Source organism: Pseudoxanthomonas sacheonensis (assembly GCF_010093305.1).
Taxonomy (GTDB): Bacteria; Pseudomonadota; Gammaproteobacteria; order Xanthomonadales; family Xanthomonadaceae; genus Pseudoxanthomonas_A; species Pseudoxanthomonas_A sacheonensis.
In genome coordinates, this window is the sequence record NZ_PDWS01000016.1 from 35,923 (window position 1) to 54,318 (window position 18,396).

Sequence of the window (18,396 nt, forward strand, 5' to 3'; positions counted from 1 at the left end):
CTTGAGTTTCAGCGGATTTGGGTAGACGGGAAAACGCAGGCGGCCAGGCCTAGCGATCCTTCGCAGGCTTGGCACGGTAGCTGTTGGGCGAAAACACCCACATTCCCGAGTGATGCTTCAGGTTCCTGGCCTTGAACTTGAACTGCAGCCGCAGGCCGATCATGCGGAAGATCATCTCGTCCCGCCTGGCCATCTGTCGCATGACGAAGATGACCGGCGGCAACAACAGCAGGCAGAACATGTTGATGTAGAAGGTCAGCAGGATGCACGTCCCGGCCGCCAGGAAGAACGGCATGTAGGGCACGCCCATGAACATGGCCGGGCGCGTGCAACCCCTGAACAGCACATTCTTATGCATAGAACATGAGGGAATTGATCAGCATGGCAGCGGGCGTGCCGCCTTCATCAAGCGTAGCGTCGCCCAGCAGCATTCTCGCGATCTGCGCCGCGGCGCCGATCAGGAACCCGCCGATCAACACGGGCGCCACATCGGAAATCCGCTTGTGGGCGAAAGCGATCTGATAGCCCGCGAAGATCACCGCGATGGTAACCACGGCGATCGAAGCGATGTTGAGCAGCGAATTGAGGTTTCCGAAGAACTCCTCGACCCGGTCGGTGGCCTCCTGCGCCATTGCCATGCCCGGCATCGCCAGGATGCCGACGAACACCACCGCCATGAGCAGCGGCGAGAGGAACTTCTTGGCCTGATCGCTGGAGGCCTTCGAGAATACTGGTTTCATGCGTGTCATCTCCTTGGGTTGATTTGCTAAACGAAAACAAGCGGTGGGGGTATCCATGATTTCCGCCATTCAGAAAAACGCTAAAAAACGAATGCCGCATCGACCGCGGGCAATTCCACTGCAGTTGCTTGGGAAACGGCAGGGCTGTCCGCTGCGATAGGCGCCTGGGCCGGCTGGGCGCCCGCCTGCATGCTTTGCAGGACTACAGGCTGCTCCTGCGGAGTGGCGGCCGATATGCGCATCAACGCGGCCTGCGAGGCATCCGGCGGGGCGATGGGTTGCGGCGGAACCTGGCGCACGGTTGATGCCGTGGCCATCGCGGGAACCTGTGCGGGCGGCGCGGCATATACGGGATAGCGGGTCACCTCGACACTGCGCCGCGACGGCCTGCTGACTACAGGGATGGCCTGGCCCTGCGGCGCACTGGCCGACCCCGGCGCGGTCTGGCGCATCGAGGCATAGATTTTCTGCACATAGCCGTGGCGATAGCCGGTAACGAAGTTGCCGGAGTAGTAGCAGCTGAACGATTTCCCCCAATCGCCGCCCGAACGGCTGTAGCACTCGGCCAGAATACGCGAGCCGGCTTGCAGGTTGGGGCAGACCTCGAAAGCCTTCTCGTAGGAGTTCAGGCCGTACTTGTCGAGGTTGTAGCGATTCACCTGGGCGACGCCCAGCGAGAAATTGAAACCGCGGCTCTCCAGCATGCGTACCGTGGCGAGCGCTTCGGGCAGGTTCTTCGGCTGGCGCACCAAATGTCCGCCGACCACGCCGATGGCGTACGGGTTGTGCGACGATTCCACGCGCACGACGTGGTGCATGACCTCCGGCGGAACCGCCAGTTCTGGGCAACTCATTAGCTCCATGCCAGGTAACACCGCGTACTCCTCCGTTACACGCTTATCGCTTTTCGACGATCATCCGACAGAGCATGCGGAGTTCCACAGCCCCTTCGATTACATCGCAGATATCCCTGTACCCATATTTCATGAGCACTCTAGTGTTGTCAACTCAATGCAGCCGCAAAATTCTGTAGGAAAAACATTACATGTCCGCTTGTTTCCGCCATCACGACGTCCGCTATCGGTAGCATTTCCTGTTTCTGAAAAAAAATGCCAACACAGGTAACCGATCTGGACGATTTTAGAGACGACGGACACGTTTTCAGCCTTACTCTGCGAACGTTCTCTCCGGATTGAAATCAATGCCCGTGATGTTGCGTTGGCCCGCGTGAGCCTTGATGTGCACCAGGATATCGATGGTCATCATCAGCAGACGCTTGATGATGGCGAACTCCAAACCCGCGCCCTCGGCGGAGGCTTTCACCATCAGCGCCAGCTGGTCCCAGGTCTGGGTGGTGCTGCCGGCGTGGCAGCTGGTGATGGAGCCCGGGTGGCCCGAGGCGCAGTTGCGGATGAAATAGAAGGATTCGTCGCCGCGCAGCTCGGCCAGGATGATGCGATCCGGCTTCATGCGCAAGCAGGCTTCCATGCAGCTCTTGGCGGTGACGTTGCTGGTGCTCTGTCCGCCTTTGGAATAGAGCAAGTGCACCGCATTGGGCTGGGTGATGAACAGTTCGCGCGCATCCTCGATGGTGACCAGGCGTTCGTCGCCGGGGATGTGGTTGACCAGCGATTTCATGAAAGTGGTCTTGCCGCTGCCGGTGGCGCCGGAAACCACTATGTTCTTCTTGTACAGGACCGCTTTCTTGAAGAACTCGGCGTAATTGCGCGAATACTTCAGCTCCAGCAGTTCCCGGTCGTGCTCGCCCAGGGTGTGCCCCTGCTCCAGGATCTGGTCGAAGAATCCGTCTTCCTGATACTGCTGCAGCGATTTGGTGTGCTTGGACGGCAGGCGGATGGTGATGGAAACCTTGCCGGCGTCGCAGGCGGGCGGAATCACGAACTGCGCGCGCTGGCCGGTGGGAAAGGTCAGCGATACGACCGGATCGGTGTCGGTGATGCGCTGGCCGGTATTGCTTTCGTTGACCACGGCGGTGCAGAACTGCCGCGCGCGTTCGAAATTCAGACCGGGCACCTCGATGCGCTGCCAGCCCTGCCGGGTTTCCAGATAGATTTCGCCGGGCTTGTTGATGCAGATTTCGGTGACATCCGGAGAACTCATGTACTCCAGGATTCCCAATACTTCGTATTGGTAGTCCAGAAATTCGCTGGAGACCCGCGCTACCGGTGAGTTGTCGATGTCCATGACATGTGGCCCGCGTCAGTTGCGGGCCAGTACCCCGGTGAAGTCCACATCCTTGGAAACGTAGACATTGACCACGGTGCCCTGGTTGATGGTGACCGTGGGCGGACGGTTGATGCTCTTGTCCAGCGCCTGGTTGGCCAGACGCTCCATGGTCCGTGCCGTGGTGCTCTCGAAGGGAGTTTCGAGTACGTTGCCATTGGAGATGGTGGTGGTGCGGGGACCGTTCTCGGCAGCCGCGTAGCTGAAGGCGTCGCTGATCAGGCTGATCAGCAGCGCCGAGGCGATGCGGCTGCCCCAATGCGCGTTGTAGTCGCCCGGATGGCCGGCGCCGCCAAGATTATCCACGCCGGGACTGGCCATGTTGACGTCGATGCCGTTGGGGGTGGTGATGCGGTCCCAGATCACCGCGACCCGCGGTCCAGTGGCGCCGGAATTATTGTATTTTCCGGAAATCTTGGAACCCTTCGGCAACAGCAGGCTGCGGCCGTTGATCGAGTAGACGGGTTCGGTGACGACGCACGAAGTGAAGCCCGGGATATCGGTGACGATGCGGGTTTCGAGCACGCAGCGGATATAGGTACCCCGGACCAGCAAAGCGTCGGGACGGTTGATGTATTGCGCGCTGGTGGCCTCGGATTGTCCATTCTGCTGCGCTCCGCCATTGGCCTGATTGCCGGGCATTGTCGCGAGCATGGCTTGCATGTAAGAGTCTTGCTGACGCTGGCCATTGGCCTGCGTCCCCTCCCCATTGTTCGCGCCGCCATTCGACATGCGCCGTTCCATCAGAGTGGGTTCGCGGGGGCCTTGCGGAGCATCGTTATAAGGCGCGGATTGCGAATACGAGGGCGCCGGCTCGGCAGGCAAGGGCGGCACATTCGGCTCGGCGGCGTATTGCTCGACCTCGATCGGCGCGGCCTGCTCGGCCGCTGGCGGCTCAGTGTTGCTGGGCAACTCGGGAATCACCACTTTCTCTTCGCGTGGCTTGGCGACCTCGTCCTTGCTGGAGGTAGCGTTCTTGAACATCCATACCGCAGCGACGATCAGCAGCACCACGATACCCGCCAGGAACAGCAACGCCTTGCGGTTGAGCTTCTGCAGGTCGTTGGATCTCAGCTGCGGGGCGTTCGCGTCGAGATCCGGCGGAGCGGCGCTCTGCTGGCTGGCGTAATAGGGATTGCCGGTTTGCTCGGGCGCATCCGGACCGCGACTGGGTTGCGGATCGGGATCGCCATCGTCGTAAGGGCGGCCGGAGGTATTGGACGGCGGAGTCTGGTTCATTGTGCTTTGTTCCTACGCAGGCCGACGACATTCCTGCCGTGCCGGATGACCAAGAAGGGATAGGTGCCGTGCACGATCAGCGTGTTGTTTTCCACCGTGGTGTTGACCACGAAATCTTCGCCGCCCTCGCGCTCGCGGCCGAAAACCGCGGGGAAGTTACCGGTAGGAAAGGCCTTGAGGTCGCTCATCTTGACGTAGGTGAACTGGCCGTCGTCGTAGACGTTGGTGGGGATCAGCCACGCCTGCTTGGTGCGCGTCGAATAGTCGTAGTTGAAGTTGTAGCGCCTGTCCTTGTCCAGCTTCGTGCTGAGTTGCGGAACGGTTTCTTCCGTCTCGGCGGCGAACTCGATGTCGTTGGGATAGGCGAAGGTTATCTTGTACTGCACGCCCGCCTGTTTGGCCTGGCTGAGCGCAGTCCAGTCGGTAGCCACGACCTTCAGTTCGAAGATATAGGAATGCGTGGCGGTGCGGATCACCATGTTGGTGTCCACGTCCACGTTCTTCGGCTTGAGATAGAACACGTTCTCGCGCCGGGTCAGGTCCCAGCCGGCGCTGAAGCCCGTGCTGAAATCCAGGATCTTCTCGTTGGGGCTAAGCTCGATCTGGGTGGTGATGCCCAGGCCGGTGCGCACCTCATAGATGCGGTCCGGTTCGTATTCATATTGCTGCACGACCTGCGCGCTGGCCGGCAGTGCGACGCCGATGATCGCAGCGTGCAGGATCACTGCCAGGCAATGCTTGCTCAAGCGATTCATTGGTTGATGGCCCCATTGGCATTGTTGGAGGAAGGAGCGGCAGCCGGCGGCGTAGCGGGCGCCGGGTAGCCTTGCTGGATCGCAGGATTGGCCGCGTCGCCGGGGATTGCGCCTGGAACGACCGGTTGCGCAGCGGGTATCGCCGGATTGGGCGCCTGTTGCGGCGGTTGCACTTCCATTTCGTCCGGCGGAGTGGCGGTGAAGCCGCTGTCGTCGTAATCCCTGTCGACGCGGTAATTGGTGACCTGGAACCCGAGCGGGTTCTCGATGCGGTATTTTTCTTCCATCTTCAGGTTCGATTTGTAGGTGAACTCCATGGTCGCGATGTTGCTGTCCAGCGGCTTGGACGTGCCGGTCGGCTTGTCGTAGAGGCTGCGCTGGAAGCGGACGGTCGCGCCTTTTGGCCATGTCTTGGCCGACCCGCCGATGAGCGAGATGCTGAGGATCTTGACCCGGATCGCCTTGTTCTTGCCGTAGACGTTGAACGGACTGCTGGGGCTTTTCGGGTTATGCAGGCCGGTATAGGCCGCCGCCACATCCGGCGAGGACATGGTGTACACGGTGGTGCGATCGCGCAGGTTCATCAAAGCGACGTCGTAGGACTCCCGCGCGAGCAGGAAGTGGGCGACGTTGCTGCGGTTGACCGCCTCCTTGGTGGTGATGCTGCGGTGATCGGCGTCCTGGGTAAGGCGCGCCACCGAACTGGTGCCGGTGTAGGCGTCGGCCATGATCAGGTAAGGCACCTTTTCCTTGAGCGGCAGCATGTAGAAATAGCCCGCCGCCAGGATCAGCGACAGCGCGATGGCGCCCGACGCCACCAGCCAGGCGCGGCGCTCGCTGCGCCGGGCCATGTCGGCCAGGGTGATCTCGAAATTGACCGCTTTGGAAACCGCGCTGTCGATCTGCGGCGATGAAACTTTCTTCCCGAACATCAATCTGATTCCTTGAAACCGTTATGGGAACACCGACCCGAAAACATTCCGGCCATGCTCAGGGAGTGGCCGCAGGCGCGTCCCCGCCGGCCTGGGCCACGCGGACGACGATCTGGTTGTCGCTGGCGGTGACCGATACCTGTTGTCCGGCATAGGCGGCGGTCAGTTGCGAAACCGCCGTTTGCAGGTCGTTGGTCTGGATCTGCGCCACCGGTCCGTACAGCGTGAAATCCGAAGGATGCAGGTACGACAAGGTCATCTTCGAGTCGCTCGCCCAGCGCGTTAGCATGTTCTTGAGCGTGCCGTCCATGGGCGAGGCATGGAATACGTAAGTCTGGTACAGGGGGATCGCCTCGGCCGACGCCGCGTAGCGATTCACTGTTTTCCAGCGGCCGCCGAAATCCGGCGCCGGGCGCGTGGCGCATCCGGACAACGCAATCACCGAGAAGATCAACACGCACCAGTAGCGACCAACCAAAGTCTTATGTTTCACGCTTCACCAACGGATGGGATTGGAAGGATCGGCCGGCGCGGCAGTGCTGCTCCGCAGCCGGCATGAAGATGGGAACGACAGGCAAGCGAAAAGCGAGAACGCACGCGGCCGGAGCCCGTGGTGCGCATTGAAAAACGAATGGCGAAAGAACCAGCCGGACGAACAGGCCCGTCGTAGCGACAGGCGCATCCCGGAACCGCATCGGTAATGACCGCAGAGGAATATCGCGACACTAGTACCCCACCTCCCTGGCAGAAACGCTCCCTGAAACATTATCTATCCCCGTGATTGCGTCCCTATCCGGCAAGCGGATGGCGGTCGCGCCTAAGCAGGCGAACGAGCAATCAAGCGGAAAACTAGCTCGATACAACACGCATAGTCAAGCACTACTATTGCGCGGGTGTTGCATGCGTCTCAGTTTGAAGTATCGAATCGAGAATTCCGTTCGTGCAAATAGTGCAGTGGCAACGGAGATACAGCGACAACCGTGTTATGGCAGAGGGGTGACTATCGGTAGCTTTCGTTTTTTGGACAACTGTGATTACAGGTATTTCAATACGCTCGATCGACAGCCTGCGCCCATAAGTCATCCTGAGATTCGCGATGAAAGACACGAATGCACAACTGTGCATCGTCTCTCATAAACAGGAAATCGATAGTCCAGCGAACTGATGGAAGCACTATCGTTTCCATGCCGTTATTTTCACGCGTGCGCCATTAATGTGCCGTAGGTCTCTTTCTGGCCGTGCCAAGCGCATGAATAAATTCCGCAAAAGAAATTTTCCGACGGACCAGGTGCGCCGCTTCCTGGAACCAGGCCCCATCGTCCTGGTTAGTTCGGCATGGAAGGAAGAACGCAACCTCATGACCATGGGCTGGCACATGATGATGGGCTTCGAGCCATCGCTGCTGGCCTGCTATATCTGGGAAGAGAACCACAGTTTCGAAATGATCCGGCGCAGCAAGCAATGCGTGATCAATCTACCCACGCTGGATTTGGTGGACGCGGTGGTGGGCATAGGCAACTGCAGCGGTGCCGATACCGACAAGTTCGCCAAATTCGGACTCACCGCGCAACGCGCCAGCGAGGTGGAGGCGCCGCTGCTGGCGGAGTGCCATTCCAATTTCGAGTGCCAGCTTTACGATGGCAGCCAGGTAGGCAAGCACGGGCTCTTCATCTGGGAAGTGGTGAAGGCCCATGTCGCGGTCGCGCCCAGGATTCCACGGACCATGCACTACCGCGGCGAAGGCAGGTTCATGGTGTCGGGGCCGGATATCTCGCGGCGCAGCCGCTTCAGACCGGAAAATCTGTAACCCCGACGCCGCTGCGAAGCGATACCGGCGCATTCCGTTTTTATGCGGTCCGGAAAAGGCGGCTGCGCAAGGCCGCCCTCACTGCTTTGTCCGTGATGCAGACCTTGGGTCGGGGCCATCGGACACGTTTGTGGCTGCGCCGGCTTCATCGGTATTCGATGGCAGCAGTACCGCACGGGCCAGCTTGCGCGGCGGCACAGGAGTCTGCACGCAAAGCTGCGTTGTTGTCGCCGCAGCAGGGGCCGCCGCTGGAGTGCCCGCAGCGGGCAACGGGCCCAGAAGATGCTGGGGCAGCAGGACCGTCAGCAGCGCCAACAACCAGGCAAGCAGCTTATGCAGAGAGAACAGGAAGTCGGTAATGCTCATGGCGGCACCCGGCCCGTGTGGAGTGCCGGCGAGAATAGTCGGCGCTTTGCCGGTCTTGGCGGCGGCGGCGACGGGACGCGGGATGGCGCGACGAAACGGCGGATTCAGGTACTGGAATCCCCCGGTTGAAGCGGACAGGGCCCCTTGAGGCGCAGGATCCGGCGCCTGGCGACGACTGGCGGAAGCGCCGGCAGGGGTCGGGGCGGATCGATGCACCGCATCCAACGAAGCCACCAGAAGTTGCGTCTTCGCGAAAACCGCATCCGCATTTCTTCACGTCAGGCCAGTCCCGGCCCGCGCATGTTGGCGATTGCGGCACAGGTTGCCGCAGCAGCGAAGGAGAACGGTTTGAACCAGCACGATCCCAATCCCGGCGCACCTTTCCAACCCCCTGCCCCGAAACCCGGAGAAACCCCGAATCCCGCACGCGACACGCCGCCTTGGCAGCCCAGCGATCCGGTGTTTCCTCCCCCGCCCGACCCGGGCGTGGATCCCGATGGCCCGCAGCCCGCCGATCCCGCCCAGCCCGGCGGGTCTTAGCGCGGCATCGGTTTTTCAGTCGGCCCTTCGGAGTACTGTGCGCGGCATCCGCGGCACGGGTGTTGGCTATTCGATGCCGATGATCGTCGCCGCGTTGCCCGCCAGTTCCAGCGTCGTCCCCAGCGCAACGGTTTTTCCGGTCAACGCATCGCGGCCCTTGCTGCCGGTCTTGATGAATCGGCCGAACCGTTCCAGCGCCAGCGTCGCGGGTTCGGCATTCTTGTTCAGCGCCACCATGACCGTGTCGTTGCCGTCGTAGCGGAAGTAGACGTACACGCCGCCTGCCGGTGCGAAGTGCTGCAGTTCGCCGTGCTGCACCACCGGGGCGCTCCTGCGCCAGCGAAGCAGTCGCCGCAGGTAATCCTGCGCCTCGCGTTCGGCTGCCGACAGGCCGTCGCCGGTGAAGGCGTTCTTCGTATCGCCCGCCCAGCCGCCTGGCATGTCGGCGCGGATCTTGCCGTCCTCCCGTTCGCGCGGTCCTTCCAGCAGTATTTCCGAGCCATAGAAGAACTGCGGCGTGCCCCGCACGGTGGCAAGGTAGGCCATCGCCATCTTGAACAGGGCCACATCCCCCTTCACGTTGGCCAGCAGGCGCGTGGTGTCGTGGTTCTCGGCGAATACGACCAAGCGGCCCGCGTCGGGATACAGGTAGTCGTTGGCCAGCGCTTCGTACAACCGTATCCAGCCCGTGTCCGCGCCCTCCGGTTCGTTCAACGCATCGCGCAATGCGGTGTGCACGGGGAAATCCATCATGCTGGGCATATGCGGAACATGGCCGTCCGGATTGACCTTGCCGCGTTGCCAGTGCGCGACCGTGGCGGGGTTGGCGCTCCACTCCTCACCGACCATGCTGAAATCCGGATATTCGTCGAGCACCGCCTTGCCCCATGCGCTGAGGAATTGCGCATCGGCATAACCGAAAGTGTCCTCGCGGATGCCGGACAGGCCGGCATATTCGATCCACCACAGACTGTTCTGGATCAGATAGGTGGCCAGGCGCGGATTGCGCTGGTTGAGGTCGGGCATCCCGGGCGAGAACCAGCCTTCCACGAAGTCCGCGCGGTCTTGCGGCGCCGCGTGCGGATCCTGCACCGTGGTGCGGCGGTGATTGGTGGGCGCGAACTTGCCGCCGTGGTTGATCCAGTCCGGCGTGGGCAGGTCGCGCATCCACCAGTGGTTGGAGCCGATGTGGTTCAGCACCACATCCATGATCAGGCCCACGCCTTTGGCCCGCGCGCTGCGGGATAGCGCACGGTAGTCCTCGTTGCTGCCGAAGCGCGGGTCGACGCGGTACAGGTCGGTGATGGCGTAGCCGTGATAGGAGAAGTCAGGCTGGTCGTTTTCCAGCAGCGGCGTGGACCAGAGCTGGGTGAAGCCCATCCCGGCGATGTAGTCGATGCTTTTCGCGATGCCCGCGATATCCCCGCCATGGCGTCCATTGGGCGAAGCGCGATCGGCTGGCTCGCGCATGGTTGCGAGCGTGTCGTTGCCGGGATCGCCATTGGCGAAGCGGTCCGGGGTGATCAGATAGATGGCGTCGGAAGGGTCGAACCCCTTGCGCGCCGCCGACCCCGGCTCGCGCGCGTCCAGGCGGAACGGATGGTGCGACACCACACGGTCGCCGTCTAGGAACTCGATATCGAACGTACCTGGACTGGCGCTGTCCGCGATCTCCAGGCTGACGAACAGATAGTTGGGGTTGTCCACCCGCTGCACGTCGACCACGCTCACGCCAGGCCGCGACAACCGGGGCTTCAATGGTCCGATCGCGTCGCCGTGCACCATCAGTTCGATGCGTGAATGCTTCATTCCCACCCACCAGCTGGCGGGTTCCAGATGGTCGATGGCGACGTCGCGCGCGGATGCCGACGCGCTGAGCATCAGGCCGAAACACAATGCGACCGCTGCTTTCATACGGACTGCCTGCATACGGGATTCCCGAGGGCCGTCGAATGGCGGATGCATTCGCGGGATGCGGCGAGGCTACAAGCCGGAGCCGCTGGCGGGAAATGAATTCGTATGTACTGCGACGCAGCAGCATGGTGCCTGGCTTCCGACGAATCGCAAAACAAGGACGGCGGCCTTGCGGCCGCCGTCCTTCGTTCCTGCAATCGCACCGAGCGGATTACTTGCCCTTGCCGTTGCCTTTTTCCTTTCCGCTTCCGTTGCCTTGGTCCTTCCCCTTGCCTTTGCCCTTGTCGCCGTGATCGTCGCTGTCGTGACCCGACTTTCCATGCCCATGATCGGCGGCAGGACGTGGAGCGTTGCCCTTGCCCTGCGACTTGCCAGGACCGTGCTTGGACCAGTCGACATGCACGGGGCGGTCGACGACGACCGGGTAACCCCATCGCCCATAAGTGGACGCCGTGCCGCGCTTCAGGGCATGGAAGGCCGGAGAGCCCGGTTTGATGCCGTAGTGCTTGGCCACGTTGCCCCAGCCCAGACCGGGATTACGGTCGTACTCGCGCACTACGTTCACGCAGGGAATGCCCAGCGAATGGGCCAATGCGCAGGCGTAATAAACGTCTGCAGGTGCCCAGCGACGATTATCGAGCAACTCGACGATCAGGCTGCGCGGCGCGCCGTAATAGCCGGTCATCTCGCCCACGAATGGATCGCGGTAGCGCCGGCCATAGTCGTTGATTTCGCCCAGGCGTGTGTCCACCCATACGTCGCCGGTGCGGATGTTGTAGCCCACCGTCTGCGCCGAAGCCGCAGCGCCGATGCCCAGCCCCACCGCCAATGCGGCAGCCAGTCCGATCTTCTTCAATGTCTTCATCACTTGTCCCTCCTTGTGAAAGTGGAGCAAGTGTCGGCGCGGCCGGGTGAATCGGACCTTACGGAATCGTTATCCGCTCATCGCCCACGGACGCGGTTAAGCAAGCGCCACCCCTGCCCAGCCGCTCCTCCTTATAAATTCATCGATAAGGAGCGCCTCAATAAGGAGAGCCGCCCGCTTGGGAGGAACCAAGCACACCGGCTTCGACGGATACCGTATAAGTGGTCCCGCCAACAGGCATCCAGTTGGAGAGATCGAAACCGTCGCCGGCGGCAATGCGCGCAACGCCGATATTGCGGTAGGTCAGCGGTTGCCTGGCTGCGCAAACCTGCGGCAATCCCGGCGCCTGCAGGAAGTAGACCTTCCCCGAACCCACCACGCTGGCATAGCCTCCGTTGGCCACCAGCAGTGCGGTCATTTCATCCACGGCGATGCCGCGCGGCGCGGCGCTCCAGCCGTAGGCCGCCACCCGGCACAGGAAGGCGATGTCGCGGCCCATGCGGTCGCGCGCGGCGAAGTGCGGATCTCCGATCACGCCCTGCAGCGACGGCACGCCAGCGAAGTCGCGATCGAAAGTCATGTAACGGTTGAACGGATCGGCCACGGCCTGGCTGCTGGTCACGCCCTGGCTGGCCTGCGCGGTGTAGACGAACTGGGTCAGCACATTGAGTCCGGCGCTGGTTCCGCCCACCGGCACGCCCTGCGCGATCCGCGTGTTGAGGGTGGACTGCACCGGGGTGTTCTTCCAGAAGCCGATGTAGTTGGACTGGTCGCCGCCTGCGATCCACACCACTTCGGCCTGGGCGATGATCGCCGCCACCGCCGGCAGATTGGCGGCCGCAGTGCTGGGAATGATCAGCGTGGCGACCGAGTTGGCGTTCGGGCACAGATCGCGCACATAAGGGTTGTAGGCATCGGTGCCGGTGGCACGGATCACCAGGAAGTCGCCATTGCCGCCCAGACCGCACAGCCATTGGAAAGCCTGATCGACATCGGTGCCTCCGCCCATCAGCACCACGCCGGGAGTAGTGGCCGGCGCTACATCGGCGGCATTGCCGACGCGCAGATAGGTATAAGGCGGAGCTTTTGCGGCAAGCGCGGGAGCGGCCAGAACGAAAGCGGACAAGAGCACCAGCAGGCAACGCAGCATGGAACACCTCGTAGTCGGAGCGATCTGTGCCGGAGTGTGCATAGGTCTCCTCGGCTATACAAGCTGCGTTGCGGGGGTAGTTCTCCGTCCATCGTTCGATTGCGTACGGATCGCCGTGGACGATGCGATCACCATTCGATCAATCGGGAGCGGTCCCATACCGCGACCTCCCTGTCCGTGGCCTGGTCGTAGATCGAGAACTTGAGCGTCCTGGATTCGTCGCCGGACAGGAAGAAGCAGGCCGTATCGCGCGCAAGCGATTCCTTCGCCTGTAGTGCGCTCTTTTCCCATGCGGGTCCCACCCAGAGTATCGGACGGCCGTTGTCGGCGGAGGCATTGATCACCATTCCCGACGGGATGCCGGCTTCGAGTTTGGCGCGGCACTCCTGCAAGCGCGCTGCGGTCTGTGCCGGGCTGGGCTTTGCGGCGTCCGCCACAGGCGGGGGTGCAACGGCGGAAGTCGCGGGAGCGTCGGCGGCAGGCGAACATGCGCCGAGCAGGAACAGGATCGAGAGTACGGAAATCGCCGCACGGGCCTTCGGCAACCCTTGTGATCTGAAGCCAGTGTGCGGCATTGCGGCGCATGGAAGCTGTGGCTTTTTTCGATCCATTCCGGTCTCCTGGCTATTAGGGAAGGCCCAAACAACCCTGCTCCTGTCATCCCGAGCGTAGCGAGGGATCTGCTGTATTGCGGGTAAAAACAGATCCCTCGCTACGCTCGGGATGACATTCGAATTGTTGAGAGGTTCCTTGGACGCATCCTGACCAAAGCTTCCGTCCGATTCAAGCCGTCTTCCGCGGTTGCGGCGGATCCACGCGCATGGCAATAGCCTCGAAGGCGGCTTAGCCGATCTGCGTGGCCAGTTTCTTCGGCGCCAGCAGGCAATAACTTCCGGCAAGGAGGTCGGACACCTCGTCCCAATCGGTTTCCGCATCGATCGCCATGCCGGCGATATCCGGCCACCACACCGGTTTGAAGAAGGGCGGCTTGGAGAATCGGGGCGCTTCGAGTCTTGCGCTGGAGCGGAAAGTCAGCACGGTCATGGGCCCTTCGGATTTCGCGGCGCGCGCATAGGCCGGCGGCCAACCCGAATCGATCATCAACACGTGGGCGAAATTCTTCTTCCGGATCATCCAGCGCGTCCCCACCCAGGCCTGCTCTTCGTAGGCTTCCGGAAATTCCAGGCAGATCGCGCGCAGGCGGAAGACGATCGGTTCGGAGACGGTAGCGCGGGCGTTCACTTCATCTTCCCTCCGGAAAGACCCGGCAGCGACTATAGCTTTTGCGGGCAGCCCCAAAAAGCTTTGTTTTGCACAAGTTGTCCGCTTGCCGTTCGCCTATTGGAGTGGTTCTTCCGATCGGATACGTTCGAAAGGACGACCCCGGACTAAAACGATATGACGACCCACCGACTGTACGCGTTGGCTTGCGCCGCCGCCCTGCTGACGATCTCCCTTGTCGCCAAGTCGGCCGATGCGCCGACGCGGACCGCGGACATCCTTGCCCAGCAGCAGACTATCCGCACCGACATGAAGGCCAAGCGGGACCGCTACGCGAACCTGCCGCGCGATGCGCAGAAATCCGTTCTGTCCGATCAGGAAAAACTGGAGAAACTGCTGGAAGGCAAGGCCGATACTTCGCAACTCGCGTCCGCCGACCAGGCCGAGGTCCGCAGATTGATGGCGCGGATCGAGGCGACCATCAGGAACAACCAGGACGAACGCCTGGTCTGTATGCAGGAGGCCAGGACCGGGAGCAATTACGTCACCCGCGTCTGCCGTACGCCCACCGAGATCCGCGCACGGAAAGAAGCCGACGAGAAACTGCTCAAGGAAGAGGCCTCACGATTGAAGTGCACCGAGGCCGCCGGCTGCGTCTGAGGAAATCGCCGCCTGCACCGGCCTGCGGCCAACGGTAAACTGTGCTCCGCCTGGGTAGCCCGGGCGGCCCACAGGACGGACATGATCAACAACGATGTGATGCGCAGCATCCGCTACATGCTGGACCTCGGCGACGGCAAGGTGGCCGAGATCATCCAGCTGGCCGATGCGGATTTCCCGATCGAGAAGGCGCAGGTGCACGCGCTGCTGAAGAAAGAGGAGGAAGACGGGTTCGTCGCCTGCAGCGATCGCGTGCTCGCGCATTTCCTCGATGGACTGGTGTTCTACTACCGTGGGCGGGACGAAAGCCTGCCGCCGCGCCCGGTGGAAACCCGCATCACCAACAACGTGGTGCTGAAGAAGCTGCGTGTCGCCTTCCAGCTTAAGGACGTGGACATGCATGAGGTGTTCGCGGCGGCAGGATTTCCGCTGACCAAGCCGGAACTGACCGCCCTGTTCCGCCAGGCCGACCACAAGCATTACCGCCCCTGCGGCGACCAGATACTCCGTAATTTCCTGAAGGGGTTGACGGTGCGTTTCCGAGGCTGAGAGAACTACGCATCCCTCGTTCCGCTTCCTTGATCAGACCTATGGACACGAAGCAACTCAAGGAATTCTGCGCGCGCCTTCCCGGCGCCGCTTGGCAACTGCATGACGCGCCCGCCAATATCCTGGTCTACAGCGTGGGCGGAAAGCGCTTCGCCCATTTCAAGACCAGCCAGCCCGAGCAGTGGCGTTTCAGCATCAAGGTTTCGCCGGAACGCTTCCTGGAGCTGACCGACGTTCCCGGCATCAAGCCCGCACGTTGGCTGGCCCGCTTCCGCTGGATCACGATAGTGGATGTGCGCAGCATGCCGGACGACTATCTGCGCGAACTGGTGGAATGGTCGTACCGCAAGGCACTGGGTTCGTTGAGCAAAAAGCGCAGAGCTGCGCTGCTATCGTCCTTATCCTGAAAACGGACCGCAGGCAGCGAACTGCCTGAGGCCAATCCTTCAGTTACAGCTTGTAGCGGAAGCCCAGCATGTACTGGCGGCCATACTCTGTGTATTCCTCGGGGAAGAACAGCCCAAGCTGGTGCGAATCGCTGACTTCGGTGCGGAATGGCTCGTTGTTCAAATTGTTGACCTGGAACATCAATGACAAACCACCCAGCTTGCTGGATTCGGGGAAGTCGTAGCTCACCTGCAGATCGACCGTGCGTTCGTTCAACGTGTAACGATAGCTGCGCTGGCCAAAGATATAGCTGTACTCGCCACGGTAAGGGTCGCGGAAGCGCTGGCTCACGCGCGCCGAGAATCCGTTCTTCTCGTAATAAAGCGTGGCATTGGCGACGATCTTCGACAGGCCGGGGAATGTATCGGTACCACTACCCTGGTCTGGACCGTCGGGGTCGATCGACGACTCGGTGTAGGACGCATTGAGCAACAGGCCAAACCCGTCCAGCACCGGATGCAGAAGATCGCCACTCAGCGCACTGCCGAACTCCACGCCGCGCATGTAGCCGCCCGTGCCATTGGCCGGGCTGGAGAACGTGCCCCAGTCGGAGTCCGGCGGTACGGGCCCTTCGTAATCGTAACCCGCGAAATTCCAGGGGATGGTCCGGGTGTAGATGTACGAATCCAGGTCCTTGTAGAACACTGCCACAGCCACGTAACTCGAATTGGATTCGCCGAAGTACTTCTCGACCGACAGATCCACGGCATTGGCGCGGTAAGGCTCGAGCTCCGGATTCCCACCGCTGCCGGTCCATTCGCCCCTGCCATCGGTAACAGCCACCCCGACGCTGCCATACGCACCCATGTCATTGATGCGCGGGCGCATCAGTTCACGGGCAGCACCGAAGCGCACATTCCAACCGTTGCCGAAATCGGCCACAAGATTCAGGCTGGGCAGGATATCGCCATACGAAGCACCTCCCGTTCCCGCCACGAGCACATTTTCGTTCTCATGCTGTTCGATGACTACGCCACTCGATGCCTGTTCGGTACGGATGTATTGCACGCCCACATTGCCACGCAGGCGTACAGAATCGGTCAGATCCATGTCGAGGTTGGCCTTCGCGTAGAACGTGCGGATCTCTTCCTCGATACTCTGGTCCTTCTGCAGGTCGTCGTTGCTCTCGCTCAGATACACGTTGTAGTACCGGCCGAGCAGCTCGCGCGGGTCGAAACTGATTACGTTGCCCATACCAGCGAAGCCGAGATCGGTGGGCGTGGACAGCAAAGAGGGATCGATCAGGGTCGGCACACGGCCCGGCAGATCGGCGAAGTAGACCTGAGCGCTCTTGTCCTTGGTGCGTTTGCTGAAGTTGAAGCCCACGTCGTAGCTGCGCAGGAAATCCGAAGATTCCACCAGACGGTTCAGATCCACGCGGAACGACTTGAGCGTATCCTTCTGCTGCGAATCCTCCATGCGTCCGTCATGACCCCACATCTGCGGGTCGCTCAGATAGACCGAATTCGGATCGGACAAATCGGGCAGAGCGTAGTTGGCGTAGCCTGCCGTCAACGGAATTTCGAAATCCACATCCAGCCCACCCAGCATGCCGGCATAGGTCTCCAGCACGGATTGGTCGCGCTCTGCGCGCGAATAGCTGGCATCGGCGGTCAGCGTGTACACGTCCCACTTGAACTCGTTGTTCCAGCCAATGGCGGACAGTTTGTCTTCACGCTGGTTGTCGTCGTTGCGCACCACCGGCTGTATGCCGCTCAGCGTGCCGCTGGTGACCACCGGTACGCCGTGATACAGCGTCGTATTGGCGGCGGTATAGGTCACCGCACCGCCGTTCCACCATGGATCGTTGGTCCACATCGCACCGCGCATCCACTCCTGTTGTTCGAACTTGGAGTGGTACATGTCCAGTACGCTGTGCCAGGTGTCGTTGGGCTTGAATTCCAGCACCGCCATGACGCCATCGCGGGTCATGTCTCTGGATTTCACCCAGCCTTCGGCGCCCTGCAGGGCGATCGCATCGGCGGGCTTGGCGCCTTGGGGCGTACCCCATAAGTCGGTGTTGGCCCACCACCACGATTTGTAGTGCTTTTCCTGGAACGGCGAGCTCAGGCGTGCGACGCCGACGGCGATGCCAATGGTGTCATCGGCGAATTGATCCACGTAGGAAGCCGAGAGCCGATAGCCTTTGTCCTTGCCCCCTGCCGTCAGGTCGCCGAGCGAGTTGTACTCGCCCTGGCCACCGAACACGATGCGACGCTCGCCGAAGTCCAGCGGACGGATGGTCTGCATGTCGACCGTCCCCGAGAGACCTTGCCCCACCAGCGAAGCATCGGGCGTCTTGTAGACGACGACGGCGTTGATCAGTTCGGCTGGATACTGGTCGAACTCGACACCGCGGCTATCGCCGGTGCTGACCTGTTCGCGGCCGTTGAGCAGGGTGCCGGCAAATTGCTCGGACATGCCGCGGATATGGATGACCTGCCCGCGCCCGTCTACGCGCTGCATGGTCAGGCCCGGCAGACGCGAGATCGAGTCGGCAATGCTGATGTCGGGCAGCTTGCCGATGTCTTCGGCGGAGATCGCCTCCACGATCGAACTCGATTCGTTTTTTACTTCCACCGACTTGGCAATACTCTGCCGGATGCCGGTCACCACCACCGCGTCGAGCGTATTGACGTCCTGCTCCTGCGCAGAGCTCTCGGTGGCCGTCGTCGCCGCCTGCTGTTCCTGTGCCTGCGCCCATTGCGCAGCGAACAGTCCCAGACAACAGGCGGTAACCAGGATTCGTTTGCGCGGTCCTGCTTGGCGCACGCTGGAAGTCGTCGTCGTATTTTCTCTTGCAAGAATCATCAGGCCTCTCCCGCCATAGTTGACAGCGCTGTCATATAATCGCCGGACGCGCTTGTCAACAATCGGTTAAGTATGGTGCGGCGTATTGCTCGCAGACCTCGCGACAGCGGACGCTTCGATAGTGATAGCGCTATCTATTCGTTGCGATGCACCATG

19 protein-coding genes are annotated in these 18,396 nt (G+C 61.5%); 4 read left to right on the top strand and 15 right to left on the bottom strand.

Annotated elements, in window-relative coordinates; all coding sequences use genetic code 11:
- Window positions 1-49 precede the first annotated feature (49 nt).
- The 8 genes from CSC73_RS13565 to CSC73_RS13600 form a co-directional block, all read right to left on the bottom strand.
- Complete coding sequence (locus tag CSC73_RS13565; protein ID WP_093286312.1) at window positions 50-358, bottom strand: VirB3 family type IV secretion system protein; 309 nt, start codon at window positions 356-358, stop codon at window positions 50-52.
- Complete coding sequence (locus tag CSC73_RS13570) at window positions 351-740, bottom strand: TrbC/VirB2 family protein (protein WP_163841209.1); 390 nt, start codon at window positions 738-740, stop codon at window positions 351-353. Before CSC73_RS13570 ends, CSC73_RS13565 begins: the two co-directional genes overlap by 8 nt.
- A gap of 80 nt (window positions 741-820) precedes the next feature.
- Window positions 821-1,603: a lytic transglycosylase domain-containing protein gene (locus CSC73_RS18600; RefSeq protein WP_211840889.1), complete on the bottom strand. Its 783-nt coding sequence runs from the start codon at window positions 1,601-1,603 to the stop codon at window positions 821-823.
- A gap of 304 nt (window positions 1,604-1,907) precedes the next feature.
- The gene (gene virB11, locus CSC73_RS13580) at window positions 1,908-2,945 is read right to left on the bottom strand and encodes a P-type DNA transfer ATPase VirB11 (protein ID WP_093286299.1); all 1,038 of its coding nucleotides are present in this window, start codon (window positions 2,943-2,945) and stop codon (window positions 1,908-1,910) included.
- A 15-nt stretch (window positions 2,946-2,960) separates the two neighbouring features.
- On the bottom strand, window positions 2,961-4,223 hold the full coding sequence (locus tag CSC73_RS13585; RefSeq protein WP_163841099.1) for a TrbI/VirB10 family protein: 1,263 nt from the start codon (window positions 4,221-4,223) through the stop codon (window positions 2,961-2,963).
- On the bottom strand, window positions 4,220-4,978 hold the full coding sequence (locus CSC73_RS13590) for a TrbG/VirB9 family P-type conjugative transfer protein (RefSeq protein ID WP_163841101.1): 759 nt from the start codon (window positions 4,976-4,978) through the stop codon (window positions 4,220-4,222). Before CSC73_RS13590 ends, CSC73_RS13585 begins: the two co-directional genes overlap by 4 nt.
- On the bottom strand, window positions 4,975-5,910 hold the full coding sequence (locus CSC73_RS13595) for a VirB8 family type IV secretion system protein (RefSeq protein WP_163841103.1): 936 nt from the start codon (window positions 5,908-5,910) through the stop codon (window positions 4,975-4,977). Before CSC73_RS13595 ends, CSC73_RS13590 begins: the two co-directional genes overlap by 4 nt.
- A gap of 58 nt (window positions 5,911-5,968) precedes the next feature.
- The gene (locus tag CSC73_RS13600) at window positions 5,969-6,403 is read right to left on the bottom strand and encodes a TcpQ domain-containing protein (RefSeq protein ID WP_246197525.1); all 435 of its coding nucleotides are present in this window, start codon (window positions 6,401-6,403) and stop codon (window positions 5,969-5,971) included.
- A 756-nt stretch (window positions 6,404-7,159) separates the two neighbouring features.
- Here CSC73_RS13600 and CSC73_RS13605 point away from each other — a divergent pair.
- Window positions 7,160-7,717, top strand: a complete 558-nt coding sequence (locus CSC73_RS13605) for a flavin reductase family protein (protein WP_163841105.1) — start codon at window positions 7,160-7,162, stop codon at window positions 7,715-7,717.
- A gap of 78 nt (window positions 7,718-7,795) precedes the next feature.
- Here the strand turns inward: CSC73_RS13605 and CSC73_RS13610 are convergent, their stop codons facing one another.
- The 6 genes from CSC73_RS13610 to CSC73_RS13635 form a co-directional block, all read right to left on the bottom strand.
- The gene (locus CSC73_RS13610) at window positions 7,796-8,083 is read right to left on the bottom strand and encodes a hypothetical protein (RefSeq protein WP_163841107.1); all 288 of its coding nucleotides are present in this window, start codon (window positions 8,081-8,083) and stop codon (window positions 7,796-7,798) included.
- 606 nt (window positions 8,084-8,689) lie between these two features.
- Window positions 8,690-10,552 carry a glycoside hydrolase family 13 protein gene (locus tag CSC73_RS13615; RefSeq protein ID WP_163841109.1) on the bottom strand — a complete coding sequence of 621 codons (1,863 nt, stop codon included), beginning with the start codon at window positions 10,550-10,552 and terminating at the stop codon, window positions 8,690-8,692.
- A gap of 196 nt (window positions 10,553-10,748) precedes the next feature.
- On the bottom strand, window positions 10,749-11,402 hold the full coding sequence (locus tag CSC73_RS13620) for a hypothetical protein (protein ID WP_163841110.1): 654 nt from the start codon (window positions 11,400-11,402) through the stop codon (window positions 10,749-10,751).
- Between the two features lie 157 nt (window positions 11,403-11,559).
- Window positions 11,560-12,552 (bottom strand): cyanophycinase, encoded by a 993-nt coding sequence (locus CSC73_RS13625; protein WP_163841112.1) that lies wholly within the window; start codon window positions 12,550-12,552, stop codon window positions 11,560-11,562.
- Window positions 12,553-12,680: 128 nt separating this feature from the next.
- Window positions 12,681-13,127, bottom strand: coding sequence for a hypothetical protein (locus CSC73_RS13630; RefSeq protein ID WP_163841114.1), 447 nt, complete (start codon window positions 13,125-13,127; stop codon window positions 12,681-12,683).
- A 268-nt stretch (window positions 13,128-13,395) separates the two neighbouring features.
- Window positions 13,396-13,794 carry an MmcQ/YjbR family DNA-binding protein gene (locus tag CSC73_RS13635; RefSeq protein ID WP_163841116.1) on the bottom strand — a complete coding sequence of 133 codons (399 nt, stop codon included), beginning with the start codon at window positions 13,792-13,794 and terminating at the stop codon, window positions 13,396-13,398.
- 156 nt (window positions 13,795-13,950) lie between these two features.
- Between CSC73_RS13635 and CSC73_RS13640 the strand changes: the two genes are divergently transcribed.
- The 3 genes from CSC73_RS13640 (at window position 13,951) to CSC73_RS13650 (ending at window position 15,389) form a co-directional block, all read left to right on the top strand.
- Window positions 13,951-14,433, top strand: coding sequence for a hypothetical protein (locus CSC73_RS13640; protein WP_163841118.1), 483 nt, complete (start codon window positions 13,951-13,953; stop codon window positions 14,431-14,433).
- Window positions 14,434-14,514: 81 nt separating this feature from the next.
- Entirely contained in the window at window positions 14,515-14,982 is a 468-nt protein-coding gene (locus CSC73_RS13645) for a YehS family protein (protein ID WP_163841120.1), read from the top strand.
- 41 nt (window positions 14,983-15,023) lie between these two features.
- On the top strand, window positions 15,024-15,389 hold the full coding sequence (locus CSC73_RS13650) for an MmcQ/YjbR family DNA-binding protein (RefSeq protein ID WP_163841122.1): 366 nt from the start codon (window positions 15,024-15,026) through the stop codon (window positions 15,387-15,389).
- A 43-nt stretch (window positions 15,390-15,432) separates the two neighbouring features.
- Here CSC73_RS13650 and CSC73_RS13655 read toward each other — a convergent pair whose 3' ends face one another.
- A complete protein-coding gene (locus tag CSC73_RS13655) occupies window positions 15,433-18,240 on the bottom strand; it encodes a TonB-dependent receptor (RefSeq protein WP_163841124.1) in 2,808 nt (935 codons plus the stop codon).
- Between the last annotated feature and the right edge of the window lie 156 nt (window positions 18,241-18,396).